14 protein-coding genes are annotated in these 13,146 nt (G+C 41.8%); 13 read left to right on the top strand and 1 reads right to left on the bottom strand.

Annotation, left to right across the window (positions count from 1 at the left end; all coding sequences use genetic code 11):
* The first annotated feature begins 10 nt into the window (after positions 1-10).
* From AC27EF_RS05185 to AC27EF_RS05160, 6 genes are all read left to right on the top strand, one after another.
* Positions 11-721: a ComF family protein gene (locus AC27EF_RS05185; RefSeq protein WP_487109369.1), complete on the top strand. Its 711-nt coding sequence runs from the start codon at positions 11-13 to the stop codon at positions 719-721.
* 91 nt (positions 722-812) lie between these two features.
* Positions 813-1,853, top strand: coding sequence for an A/G-specific adenine glycosylase (gene mutY / locus AC27EF_RS05180; RefSeq protein ID WP_487109368.1), 1,041 nt, complete (start codon positions 813-815; stop codon positions 1,851-1,853).
* 71 nt (positions 1,854-1,924) lie between these two features.
* A complete protein-coding gene (locus AC27EF_RS05175; protein ID WP_487109367.1) occupies positions 1,925-2,755 on the top strand; it encodes a MetQ/NlpA family ABC transporter substrate-binding protein in 831 nt (276 codons plus the stop codon).
* A 20-nt stretch (positions 2,756-2,775) separates the two neighbouring features.
* A complete protein-coding gene (locus tag AC27EF_RS05170; RefSeq protein WP_487109366.1) occupies positions 2,776-3,561 on the top strand; it encodes a basic amino acid ABC transporter substrate-binding protein in 786 nt (261 codons plus the stop codon).
* Between the two features lie 26 nt (positions 3,562-3,587).
* Positions 3,588-4,268: an amino acid ABC transporter permease gene (locus tag AC27EF_RS05165; RefSeq protein WP_487109365.1), complete on the top strand. Its 681-nt coding sequence runs from the start codon at positions 3,588-3,590 to the stop codon at positions 4,266-4,268.
* Positions 4,255-4,977: an amino acid ABC transporter ATP-binding protein gene (locus AC27EF_RS05160; RefSeq protein ID WP_487109364.1), complete on the top strand. Its 723-nt coding sequence runs from the start codon at positions 4,255-4,257 to the stop codon at positions 4,975-4,977. The genes AC27EF_RS05165 and AC27EF_RS05160 overlap by 14 nt, the downstream gene beginning before the upstream one ends.
* A gap of 54 nt (positions 4,978-5,031) precedes the next feature.
* Here the strand turns inward: AC27EF_RS05160 and AC27EF_RS05155 are convergent, their stop codons facing one another.
* Positions 5,032-6,321, bottom strand: a complete 1,290-nt coding sequence (locus tag AC27EF_RS05155; RefSeq protein ID WP_487109363.1) for a VanZ family protein — start codon at positions 6,319-6,321, stop codon at positions 5,032-5,034.
* Between the two features lie 321 nt (positions 6,322-6,642).
* Here AC27EF_RS05155 and AC27EF_RS05150 point away from each other — a divergent pair, with 321 nt between their 5' ends.
* Genes AC27EF_RS05150 through AC27EF_RS05120 form a run of 7 tightly spaced genes read left to right on the top strand, consistent with a single transcriptional unit; the run spans position 6,643 to position 13,134 of the window.
* On the top strand, positions 6,643-6,957 hold the full coding sequence (locus AC27EF_RS05150) for a hypothetical protein (protein WP_487109361.1): 315 nt from the start codon (positions 6,643-6,645) through the stop codon (positions 6,955-6,957).
* 24 nt (positions 6,958-6,981) lie between these two features.
* Entirely contained in the window at positions 6,982-8,052 is a 1,071-nt protein-coding gene (locus tag AC27EF_RS05145; RefSeq protein ID WP_487109360.1) for a V-type ATPase subunit, read from the top strand.
* The gene (locus tag AC27EF_RS05140; protein ID WP_487109359.1) at positions 8,049-9,983 is read left to right on the top strand and encodes a V-type ATP synthase subunit I; all 1,935 of its coding nucleotides are present in this window, start codon (positions 8,049-8,051) and stop codon (positions 9,981-9,983) included. The genes AC27EF_RS05145 and AC27EF_RS05140 overlap by 4 nt, the downstream gene beginning before the upstream one ends.
* Positions 9,984-10,001: 18 nt before the next feature.
* Positions 10,002-10,436 carry an ATP synthase subunit C gene (locus AC27EF_RS05135; protein ID WP_487109358.1) on the top strand — a complete coding sequence of 145 codons (435 nt, stop codon included), beginning with the start codon at positions 10,002-10,004 and terminating at the stop codon, positions 10,434-10,436.
* Between the two features lie 17 nt (positions 10,437-10,453).
* The gene (locus AC27EF_RS05130; protein ID WP_487109357.1) at positions 10,454-10,762 is read left to right on the top strand and encodes a V-type ATP synthase subunit F; all 309 of its coding nucleotides are present in this window, start codon (positions 10,454-10,456) and stop codon (positions 10,760-10,762) included.
* A 16-nt stretch (positions 10,763-10,778) separates the two neighbouring features.
* The gene (locus AC27EF_RS05125; protein ID WP_487109356.1) at positions 10,779-11,375 is read left to right on the top strand and encodes a V-type ATP synthase subunit E; all 597 of its coding nucleotides are present in this window, start codon (positions 10,779-10,781) and stop codon (positions 11,373-11,375) included.
* Entirely contained in the window at positions 11,368-13,134 is a 1,767-nt protein-coding gene (locus tag AC27EF_RS05120; RefSeq protein WP_487109428.1) for a V-type ATP synthase subunit A, read from the top strand. The genes AC27EF_RS05125 and AC27EF_RS05120 overlap by 8 nt, the downstream gene beginning before the upstream one ends.
* Positions 13,135-13,146 lie beyond the last annotated feature (12 nt).

The following is a 13,146-nucleotide window of genomic DNA, read 5'->3' as shown; positions in this document are numbered from 1 at the left end:
GGGGGTATCTATGTTATCATTTCTTTATCCTCCGGTTTGTCCACTGTGCGGGAAAGCGCTGTTGGATCAAGGGGAGCGTGTCTGTAAAAAATGTGAGAAAAAAATTCAGTTTTTGGAAGAACCGACATGTTATTCTTGTGGAAAGCCATTATCGGATGCGGATTTGGAATTTTGTGAAGACTGCCGGGAGCATCCAAAGGATTTCAAGAGAGGCATGGGATTGTGCATATATCAAAAGCCAGTGACAGATTCTCTGGCAGCGATTAAATATAAAAATAAGAGAATCTTTGCAAAGTATTATCTGGAAGAAATTCGGCGGCGTAAAGGACAGCAATTGCAGAGACTGCAGCCGGATTTGATTCTTCCGGTACCGATTCATCCGAAAAAAAGAAGGAGGAGGGGATTCAATCAGGCAGAACTTTTTGCCGATGGAATCGGTCAGATCGTCGGACGTCCGGTATGCTGCCAGTTAGTGTCCCGGATTCATGAAACAAAGCCGCAGAAACAGCTGAATCCTGTTGAGAGAAGAAAAAATTTAGAACATGCGTTTCGGGGGAATGATAAGCTTTACCGGAAGCTTAATTGTCCCAAAAAGATTTTGGTAGTTGATGATATTTATACCACAGGTGCCACTGCTCAGGCGGTGACAAAGATTTTAAAACGTCTTGGGGTCCGGGAAGTCTATATTTTCTGTGTAGCCGTTGGCAGGGGATATTCTTGAGATTTCTTCCATAGCAATTTTTGATACCTTTTGTTATAATAAAGCGTAACTGCGTCGGAAATCAATTCGATGAGTTTAGAAGGGAAATGAGATGGAAAAACGATACGACTTAGGAGAATCCTTGCTTCATTGGTATGATTATAATAAAAGGCTGCTTCCGTGGAGAGAAAATAAAGATCCTTACCGAATCTGGATTTCAGAGATTATGCTGCAGCAAACCAGAGTGGAGGCTGTGAAGCCATATTTTGACCGGTTTATGGAGGAATTGCCGACCGTTGCCGATCTTGCAGAGGTGGAGGAGGATCGGCTTATGAAATTATGGGAAGGGCTGGGCTATTATAATCGAGCCAGAAATTTAAAAATAGCGGCGCAGACCATTATGGAAAAATACCATGGAGAGCTTCCCGCAGATTATGACGCTTTGTTATCACTGAAGGGTATCGGCATGTACACGGCAGGAGCCATTGGTTCGATTGCCTTTGAATTGCAGGTTCCGGCAGTGGATGGAAATGTACTTCGTGTACTTGCAAGACTTTGGGCAGATGATTCCGATATTCTAAAGGATAAAACAAAAAAGGAAATGGGGAAGAAAGTTCTTGCATTGATGCCGGAAGATCGGGCAGGAGATTTTAACCAGGCATTGATTGAACTTGGAGCCACGGTCTGCGTACCCAACGGCAAACCAAATTGTGAGCAATGTCCGTGGGATACGGTATGCCGGGCATACAAAGAGGATCTCATTGATCAGCTTCCGGTAAAAACAAAGAAAAAGCCAAGAAAAATTCAAAATAAGACGGTATTTTTACTGGAAACAAAAGATCAGGTTGTCATAAGAAAAAGAGAAACGAAAGGTCTTTTAGCAGGGCTTTGGGAATTTCCGAATCTTGATGGAAGGATGGATTCTGAAGATCTTAAGAATCAGATGGAACAATGGGGAATTCCAAACTGCCCAATGGAGCAGGCAGGGAGGGGAAAGCATATTTTCAGTCATGTGGAATGGCATATGGAAGGGGTTCGGATTTTGCTGGAACATCCCATTCCGCTGGAAGATTTTTTGTGGGTGCCCAAAAAGGACCTGGAAACGGTTTATGCATTGCCTTCTGCATTTGAAATCTTTCGCAATATATTGTAAAATACATGTTATGTGTAGGAACTATTAATGAACTATAAGAGAAGTTATAGGATGAGAAAAAGGAGAACATTATGAGGTTAAAAAAAGTATTAGCGGTTGCGCTTTCCGCAGCGGCATGTTTGGGTCTGCTGACCGGATGCGGCGGAGGAAATGACAAAAGCAGTGAAGACTCCAAGAAACTTGTAGTTGGCGCAAGTCCATCTCCTCATGCAGATATTTTAAAAGCTGCACAAAAAGAGTTGAAAAAAGAGGGCTATACTTTGGAGATCAAAGAGTATTCGGACTATGTACAGCCAAATACAGCGTTGGATGCTGGAGATTTGGATGCAAATTATTTTCAGCATAAGCCGTACATGGACAACTTTAATGAAGAAAAAGGGACAAGTTTAGTAGCAGCGGCAACTATCCACTACGAGCCTTTTGGAATCTTTCCGGGGAAGACAAAGAAGATAAAGGATCTAAAAAAGGGCGCGGTCATTGCAGTGCCGAATGATACAACCAACGAAGCAAGAGCGCTGCTGCTTCTGGAGACAGAGGGACTCATTGAGTTAAAAGAAGATGCAGGGCTGACTGCCACAAAGAAGGATATTGTAAAGAATCCGAAGAATTTGGAGATTAAAGAGATTGAAGCAGCACAGATCCCAAGATCATTAAAAGATGTAGATCTTGCTGTAATCAATGGAAATTATGCACTGGAAGCAGGATTAAAAGTCAGCAAAGATGCACTGGCAATCGAGGATACCGATTCTGTGGGAGCAAAGAACTACGGAAATATTCTTGCTGTTCGCGACGGAGATCAGAAGAAGGACAGTATCAAAGCTCTGATCAAGGCGTTAAAGAGCGACAGTGTAAAAAAATACATTGAAGATAAATACGACGGAGCGGTCGTTCCATTATTTTAAGAAAGAGGAGAAAAAAGATTATGAAAAAATTATTAGCGGCAGCATTGACAGGTGTTTTAGCGGTATCTATGTTGTTTACAGGATGCAGCAAAAAAGAGGAGGCAACAATTCCGGATACTTTAAAAGTCGGAACAAATGCAGAATTCCCTCCGTTTGAGTATGTAGACAATAATAAAGAGATTGATGGTTTTGATATTGCAATGATGAAAGAGATTGCAAAACGTATGGATGTGAAGATTGAAATTCAGAATATGGAATTTAAGTCCCTGATCGGAGCGATGGAATCTGAAACAATCAATGCAGTTGCGGCGGGAATGACAAAAACAGCAGATCGCAAAAAAGCGGTAGATTTTTCTGACAGCTATTATACAACCAGCCAGGTGCTCATCCTGAAAAAGAACAATGATAAAATTAAAAAAGTGACAGATCTCAAAGGCAAGAAGGTCGGAGTTCAGGAAGGAACAACCGGAGATCAATTAGTATCCGGAGATCCGTTCGGTGAAAAAGAAGAGCCGGTAGTTGCAGCAGGAGATGTTGATGTAAAACGTTTCCCAAAAGGCGTCAATGCCGTTATGGATTTGAAAAACGGTGGAATTGACGCGGTTGTAATTGATGAGAAAACTGCGCAGGAATTTGTACAGAAAAATAAAGGGTTAAAGATTGTCAGAGATAAAGCGGCAGAAGAGTACTACTGCATCGCGCTTCCGAAAGGAAATGATAAGCTGCTGAAGGAAATTAATAAGCAGCTGACGGCAATGAAAAAAGATGGTACATTTAAGAAGCTGAGAGCCAAATACATTGATTAGATGCTGGAAGGAAAGGTAAGATTATTATGAGTTTAGATTCGTTTTATACAGCGTTTATCGCGGGGAAGCGTTATCTGATGTATCTGGATGGGTTGAAGATGACGATTCTCGTTTCCTTTTTGGCGGTCATTCTTGGAGTGATTCTCGGAACTTTGCTTGCGTTGATGCGTCTGACGGCAGAAAAGAATGGAAAAAGTACCATTCTATCAAAAATTGCATATGTGTACATTGATATTATCAGAGGAACTCCAACGGTTACCCAGTTGATGATTATGTTCTTCATTATCTTAAAAGGGGTAGACGGACTCATCGTAGGTACTGTAACCTTTGGGTTAAACAGTGCAGCCTATGTGGCAGAAATTATTCGTGCCGGAATTCTGGCAGTCGATCAGGGACAGATGGAAGGAGGACGATCTCTTGGATTATCCTACGGACAAACGATGAAAGATATTATCTTACCTCAGGCGATTAAAAATATTCTTCCGGCGTTAGGGAATGAGTTTATTGTTTTGGTGAAGGAAACATCCATCTTAGGATATGTATCCATAGTAGATTTAAGTAAAGCGGCAGATTTTGTAATTTCAAGAACTTATGAGGCAATGACACCGCTGATTGGCACGGCATGCATTTATTATTTGCTGGTAAAAATTTTAACTCTGGGATTAAACGCAGTGGAAAGGAGATTGCGGCAAAGTGATAAGCGTTAAAGATTTACATAAATATTTTGGGTCTCTGGAAGTTTTAAAAGGCATTCACTGCGAGATAAAAAAAGGAGAATGTGTCTGCGTGATCGGACCATCCGGTTCAGGAAAAAGTACGTTTTTAAGATGTTTAAATCTTTTGGAGACTCCCACAAGGGGCGAGATTGTCATTGATGATATGCATTTGATGGAGAAGAAATTCAATGTGGATGCTCTCCGAAAACGAGTGGGAATGGTGTTTCAGCATTTTAATCTTTTTCCGCATCTGACGATTCTTGACAATGTAACGCTGGCGCCGATCCGCCACAAGATGATGAGCGAGGCGCAGGCAAAGGAAAAGGCAATGGAATTGTTAAATCGAGTTGGTGTCGGTGACAAGGCAGATAATTTTCCAGTACAGTTATCCGGAGGTCAGAAGCAGCGAGTTGCAATTGCCAGAGCTCTTGCACTTTCACCGGAAGTGATGTTGTTTGACGAGCCCACCTCAGCGCTGGACCCGGAGATGGTCGGCGAGGTTTTGGAGGTTATGAAACAGCTTGCCAAAGAAGGTATGACCATGGTTGTTGTAACTCACGAGATGGGATTCGCAAGAGAAGTGGCAGACAGAGTACTGTTTATGGATGGCGGAGTGATTTGCGAGCAGGGAACACCGCAGCAGATTTTTGAGCATCCAAAGGAAGAGCGAACAAAAACATTTTTAAGCAAGGTATTATAAAAATACGAAGGAGTCAAGGGGTTCCCTTGGCTCCTTTGCCGTGTCTGTGTTTGCTTATTGATGCGTTGTTCCCTCGTTGTGGAAAATAGAGACTAAAATAAAGTCGGCATAAAATACATGATCTTTCATTGTTCCTTTGACAGAAACGAAGCTGTCAGCTGTCAGGTCATCAACAGTTCCTTTTCGGTCTTCGTAGCTGCTTCCGCTGCCGTAGACATCTCTTACCGTAATCGGCACATTTTTTTTGTAAGAGATCGGAAGGTAGATTTTTGTGCTTGTAGATACGGAGCCGCCGTCTTTGGTCTCAAAAGAGTCGATTTTATTTAAGGTAAAGGTTTGAGAATCATGTCGTGTGGAAGTGATATAGCCGGTCAGTTCTGTTTTAGAATTTGGAAAAGACATTTTTTGATCCTCGGATGTTTCGGAGGCTATGGGATCACTGAGTACAATAACGCTCGCTGTTTTTTGTCTGGCTGTTTTATCAAACCAGACGGAGACCCGGGAATTTTTTTTCACAGACTTTAGCTGAGACGGAGTGTAGAGCTGATAGACTGCTTGAGTTTTGTAGGGCGTCCATTTTTTTGATGTATATTTTAAATAATAGATGGTCGTATTTTCTTTAATGCGGATGGCTGTTTCTTTCCCAAAGGATGGGTCCAGAGAATTCGCTGCAGTGAATTTACAATCATTGCCGGATATGAAATATCCTGAATAATCCTCCGGATCTTTCGGTACTTTTTCACCGCCAATTACTTCTTCTTTATATTCGATTCCAAGACGATTTCCAAATTCAAAGTATCCGATGGAAGCGGCTCCTAAAAATGCGGCGAAGCTCAGAACAAGACTGACTTTGTAAATGACGGTCTTTTGATGCCCTGCAATGACAGACAGAATCCGAAAGCATAGAATACCGAGGAACGCCCCGAAAACATTTAAAATGATATCATCAATGTCGGCGCTGCCGAGATAGAGAAAAAACTGCAGACACTCAAAGGCAAGGCTCAACAGGAGAGCGCTGATTAGAATTACAAAATTTTGAAATTTGGTGGAGAACCGCAGGGACAGCAAATATCCATAAGGAAGAAATACCAGCGCGTTTCCGGCGATGTTTGAAATGCCCCAGAGAAAATTTCCCTTTTTGGCAATGGCGAAAAAATCCTGAAAAGTTCGGAATGGAACCAAATTTAAGGAACGAAATCCGTTATAGTCTGGGGAGAGATGTTTGGGCAAATCCGCCAGAGCTGCATCTTTTAATAATATAATTTTTATTAAAATAAGTAAATAAATGAGAAACATTATGGAAAAAATATAGGGAAAGACACGGTTTTGAATTTTGAATTTCATTGAAAAATCTCCTTTGTTTAAATTTATAAAAGTATCGAATCAAACGCTGTGTGAAATATAGTATAAAAGAAAAAAGGCAAGAATCCATAAAAATACCCTGAAAATAGAAAAGAGAGCATAAAGTGTCATGGAGTCTTAACGTTTGGGCCAAAAAGATATCCAACAAACCGCAGCAGAAATGTCTAAATATGTCTGCAAATTGTGGAAAGTGTTAAAATTTATGTAAAGAATGAATGAAAAAGCTAGTAAAGATCATGAGAAGGGGATAAAATAGGTGTATCCGAAATAGGGGAACCTATTTTATAAGAAAGGGGGATTTCTATGGAGCGAATTGCAAGTCAGCTTTTGGAAATCGAGGAGTCTGCCAGAGCAATCGTAGAAAACGCCGAGGAGGAAAAGCATGTACTGGAAAGAAAGATGCAGGAGCGGCGCGATCGGTTCGATAAAAAAACGGAGCAGGCAACGAAGGAGAAAATTCAGCAGATTCGATCCGATTTGCAAAAAAATATGGATCGAATGCTTCAGGAACAAGAACAAAAGAATCGGCAGGAAATAGAGTTTCTAAAGAAGGACTTTGAGCAGAATCATACCATGTACGCGGAAAAGATTTTAAAAAACATTTTGAATGCACAGTAGAAGCTTGAGAGATTTGGGGGTGGTATGATGAGAGATGTTATGCGCTACAGCGGAATTGTAACAAAAGCCGCTGCAATGCGTGCGAAGCTGCTAAAGCAAGCAGATTATAAAAGACTGGCCGGCATGAGTACAGTCACAGATATCATTGAGTATCTGAAGGAAACCAGATCGTATGGAAGCTTAATTGAGCAAATGGATGAATCCTTATATCACAGGGGAAGCATTGAAAAAATTCTGGTACTGTCGCTCTATGATGATTACAGCAGACTTTATCGGTTTGCGGACATGGCACAGAAAGAATTTTTGAGAATTTTTATGAAACGGTATGAAGTGGAGCTGCTAGAATATTGTTTCCGAATTGTATTTAACCACTATAATCCGCCGTTTGACATCAATTATAAACGTCCGTTTTTTGATCGTTTTTCAGATCTTAGAATTGAATATCTGATGACTGCACAGAATATAGAGCAGTTGGTGGAAAATTTAAAAGATACGGAATATTATGCTCCGCTGAAGAGAGTTCAGGAAATGGGATCATCCAGTCTTTTGGATTATGATTTGGCGTTGGATCTATATTATTTTTCTGCTATGTGGAAAGCAGGAAAAGGGTTAGGGGGATCCAATGATCGAAAATTTATAAAAAAGGAGCTGGGAACGAAAATTGACTTGTTAAATCTGCAGTGGATTTATCGGTCAAAAAAATATTATCATATGCTGGCTCCGGACATTTATAATTTATTAATTCCGATTCAATATCGAATCAGAAATGAGGAATTGAAGGAGCTGGTGGAAGCGCCATCGGCAGAAGAATTTGGGCGGCGGTTTGAGGATACTTTCTATGGACGAAAATATCAGTTGAATGGAGACACATCCATTGAATCCATTGCAAACCAGTGTTTGGAGAAGATTTTGCGTGCAGCCTATCGAAATCATCCGTATTCCTTGGCAAGCATTTATTATTATCTTTTTCAAAAAGAGGAAGAGATTTATAAAATTACGACGGCATTGGAATGTGTGCGCTATGGATTATCAGAGCGGGAAACCTTACAGTATTTCATACAGGAATTCAGACAGAAAGGAGGTAACGCCGGATGATTGTAAAGATGAAATTTTTAAGTATTTCCGGTCCCAAAACGGATATAGACCGGGTAAGCAGCAAATATTTATCAAAATATGAGATGCAGCTTGAGAACGCATTAACAGAACTGAAAACAACAGATAATTTAATGCCCTTTATGGATATTAATCCTTACAAGGAGCCGCTCTCCAGAGCAGAACAGTATGTTGGCATGCTTCCAGATGCTTCAGCGAAGATGGATCTTTCGCTCTCTGAAAGTGAAATCTTAGATTTGATTCGGGAAATTCATCATGATTATCTGGATCTGAAAACGAGGGAGGAAGTCTTAAAAAAGAAGCAGGAAGAACTGCTGGAGAATCTTCATGAATTAGAGCCTTTTCTGCCGCTGGACTTAAACCTCAAAGAGATTTCTCAATATCAATACATTAAAGTTCGGTTTGGACGGGTGAGCATTGGCTATTTTCAGAAGCTTGAAAAATATTTATTTGACGATCTCAACGCCGTTTTTCTGGAAGGCACCCGTGATGAAAATTATGTTTACGGATGCTATTTTGCGGCACACAAGGAAACCGGAAAAATTGATTCGGCATTTCAGTCTCTTCATTTTGAAGTCATGCATCTGCCGGAGGGATACAATGGAATGCCTGCGGAGATTTGTCATAATCTAAATCAGAAAATTGATGAGATTGGCAGGCAGATGCAAGAAGCGCAGGATCAAATCGGAAAATTTTTATCAGCGCACGCAGCGAAAATTTTAGGCGCCCGATATCGGCTGGAAGAATTAACAAGAAATTTTGATGTGCGCAAAATGGCGGCACGGATGGAAAATGAACAGGAAGATTATTATATTCTCTGCGGCTGGATGAGTGAGGAGGACACTCAGGCTTTTATGACGGAGGCAAAGGAGGACGACCGAATTACCATTGTAGTAGAAGAAGGACGGGAGAAATTCTTTGGAGATCCGCCGACAAAGCTGAAAAATCCTAAATTTTTTAAACCGTTTGAAATGTTTATTCGTATGTATGGATTGCCGGCTCATAACGAGATGGACCCCACAATTTTTGTGGCGCTGACTTATACATTTATTTTCGGCGCGATGTTTGGCGATGTCGGGCAGGGCTTATGTCTCTTTTTGGGCGGTGGAGTTCTTTATCTTTGGAAGAAGTGGAACCTGGCGGGAATTATATCCATAGCAGGAGTTTTCTCAACCTTTTTCGGATTCATGTACGGAAGCTTTTTTGGGTTTGAGGGAACGATCATTGAACCGATATGGCTTTCTCCGATGGAGGCAATGACAAATCTTCCGTTTGTAGGACAATTAAATACAGTATTTATTGTTGCGGTTGCATTTGGAATGGTGTTGATTCTTCTTGCAATGATTTTTCAGATGATCAATGCAAAAAAGAGGGGAGATACAGAAAATATGCTGTTTGGACCCAACGGGGCAGCGGGATTTATTTTTTATGGATTTCTTGTGCTTACCATTGTTCTTTATATGACCGGACATAAGACTCCCGGAAATATCATGATGGCAATCTTTTTGGGGATTCCGGTTTTGATGTTTGTTTTTAAAAAACCGCTGACACAGATGATCAAGGGGAAAAAGCCCAAGGCAGAAGATGGGGTCGGAATGTTTTTTATTGAGGGATTCTTTGAATTATTTGAGACCTTATTAAGCTTCTTTTCCAATACCATTTCATTTGTGCGTGTGGGTGCTTTTGCAGTCAGTCATGCGGCAATGATGGAGGTTGTACTAATGCTTTCCGGAGCCACAGAAGGTCATCCCAATTGGATTGTCATGATTCTGGGAAATCTTCTGGTTTGTGGATTGGAGGGACTTGTGGTTGGAATTCAAGTACTTCGTTTGGAATATTATGAAATGTTCAGTCGGTTTTATACAGGCTCCGGAAGGGAGTTTCATCCGTTTCGTCATCATGTAAAAAAGTAAAACTAGGAGGGTAACATTATGACATTAGCGATAAAATTAACAATAATTGCAGCATTTATTTTCAGTGTTTTGATTCCTTTCGGATATTTTTTCAGAGGGGAAAAGACGAGAAAGCGTTATAAAAAAAGTATTCTTTCCAATGTTGTCTTATTTTTTGGCGTGGTTGTCATTGCAGGAGTGATGCTGTTTGTGACCAGTCCGGTAGAAGCGGCACAGGCAGCTGCGGACGGAGGAATGTCTACCGGATTGGGATATTTGGCGGCAGCGCTTTCCACCGGTCTTTCCTGTGTCGGAGGAGGAATTGCCGTTGCCAGTGCAGCCAGCGCGGCGCTGGGAGCAATCAGCGAGGACCCCGGCGCGCTCGGTAAATCCCTGATCTTTGTAGGTCTGGCAGAGGGAGTCTGCCTGTATGGATTGATTATTTCTTTTATGATTATTGGTAAATTAGGCTAAATCGGGAAGTGATTGATATGAAAATGTATTTGATCAGCGATAACGTTGATACGCTGACGGGGATGCGTCTGGCAGGCGTTGACGGCATTGTAGTTCATGAAAAAGAAGAACTTTATCAGGCATTGGAAAAAGCAATGAGCGATTCATCCATCGGCATTGTTCTTTTGACAGAAAAATTTGGAAGAGAATTTCCGGAATTGATTGATGAGATGAAGCTGAAACGGAAAATGCCGCTCTTAGTTGAAATTCCTGACCGGCACGGAACCGGACGGAAGAAGGATTTTATTACATCCTATGTCAATGAAGCCATTGGATTAAAATTGTAATGCCGGATGAAAGAGGGTGACAGAATTGACGATTGAAGAGAAAATTACGCATATACGGCAGGCTGCGATGGAAGAGGCGAGAGATCTTGGCAATGAGATGATAAAGAATCATCAGAAAACGCTGGAGAATCTTTTGGAAACGCATCGGCAGGAAATTTTGATGCAGTCCAGAACCAGAATTAAGACAGAGACGGCTTCTGCAAGACAGCAATTGAATTCTGCAATATCCAAGGGGCAGCTAAAACTCCGAAAAGAATTAAGTGTTGTGAAAAACACGTTGAAAAATGATCTGTTCAAGGAAGTGCATCAACTGTTAAAGAATTATATGGAAACAGAGGCATATCAAAAGCTTTTGATTTCTTATATCATGGGAGCTGCAAGATTTGCTGACGGGCAGCCTCTGACAATTTATATGAACCAATCGGATGAAGATAAGAAAGCTTTTCTGGAACAACGGACGGGAATGACAATCACGATCAGTGAGGAAGAGTTTCTTGGAGGAATCCGGGCGGTAATTCCTGGACGTAATATTCTGATTGATCACTCTTTCCAGGGAGCTCTGGAAAAAGAGTATGAAGATTTTATCTTTAAGGGAGGTGCGTCAGGTGCATAGAACCGGAAAAATTTATGGAATTAATGGTCCTGTAATTTATCTGAAAGGAGATACAGGATTTAAAATGTCAGAGATGGTGTACGTTGGAAAAGAGAAATTAGTGGGAGAAGTGATTTCTCTTGAAAAAGACCGGACAACAATACAGGTTTACGAAGAGACCAGCGGCCTGCATCCCGGAGAAATCGTGGAAGCCACCGGTGAAGCTGTGTCTGTGACGCTGGCTCCGGGAATTTTGGACCATATCTTTGACGGAATTGAGCGTCCGTTGGAGACAATCGCAGAAAGTGCAGGAGCCTTTATTACTCGCGGAGTTCAGGTAGATTCACTGGATACAGAAAAGCTCTGGAAAACCAAGCTCATTGTGAAGAAAGGCGATTTTTTACACGAAGGCGATATATTTGCCGAGGTTGAGGAGACACGCGCAATTACTCATAAATGTATGGTTCCTCCGGGAATCTCGGGAACTGTTGTATGTGCAGCGGAAGATGGAGACTATACCATCAAAGATCCTTTGATAACTTTGGAAACAGAACAGGAGGCGAGGAAAGAACTGACAATGATGCAGCGGTGGCCGATTCGAGTTCCCAGACCGGTGCACAATCGCATTCCTGCCAGCGTCCCACTGGTGACCGGTCAGAGAATTTTAGATACGATGTTTCCCATTGCAAAGGGAGGAACTGCGGCAATTCCGGGGGGATTCGGCACCGGAAAGACGATGACACAGCATCAGATTGCCAAGTGGTCCGATGCGGATATTATTATTTATATTGGCTGCGGGGAGCGTGGGAACGAGATGACACAGGTGCTGGAGGAGTTTTCAGAACTGGTAGATCCGAAAAGCGGGAATCCATTGATGGACCGAACAACATTAATTGCGAACACTTCCAATATGCCTGTGGCAGCCAGAGAAGCTTCTATTTATACGGGACTGACCTTGGCAGAATATTACCGGGATATGGGATATGACGTGGCAATTATGGCAGATTCCACCTCCCGATGGGCAGAGGCATTGAGAGAATTATCCGGTCGGTTGGAGGAGATGCCCGCAGAAGAGGGATTTCCGGCATATCTTGCATCTCGGCTTTCTGCATTTTATGAGAGAGCAGGAATGATGCATAATCTCAACGGAACAGATGGATCGGTGACAATTATCGGCGCTGTCTCCCCTCAGGGCGGAGATTTTTCGGAACCTGTAACACAGAATACAAAGCGTTTTGTCCGCTGTTTTTGGGGGCTAGATAAATCTTTGGCATATGCAAGACATTTTCCTGCAATTCACTGGCTGAGCAGCTACAGCGAATATCTGGTGGATTTAGGAGGATGGTACCGGGATCACGTATCTCCTAAATTTGTAGATTACCGAAATCGTCTGATGGCGCTTTTAAATCAGGAGAACAGTTTGATGGAAATTGTAAAACTGATCGGAGGGGATGTTCTTCCCGACGATCAGAAATTGGTGCTGGAAATTGCGAGAGTGATTCGTTTGGGATTCTTGCAGCAAAATGCGTTTCACAAGGATGATACCTGTGTGTCAATGAAAAAGCAGTTTAAAATGATGGAAGTTATTTTATATCTGTATGAGAAATGCAGAGAGCTTGTGGTTAGAGGGATGCCCATGAGCGTCCTAAAGGAAGAAGGAATCTTTGAGCGGATGATTGCGATCAAATATGATGTGCCAAATGATAACTTACAAATGCTTGATTTGTATCAGGAAGAAATTGATACTTTTTACCGTACTGTGTTAGAAAAAAATGCATAGGAGGGATAACGT

It is taken from the genome of Anaerostipes stercorihominis (assembly GCF_057535655.1).
The sequence above is the reverse complement of the archived record's forward strand: the minus strand, read 5'-3'. Positions and strand labels throughout refer to the sequence as shown.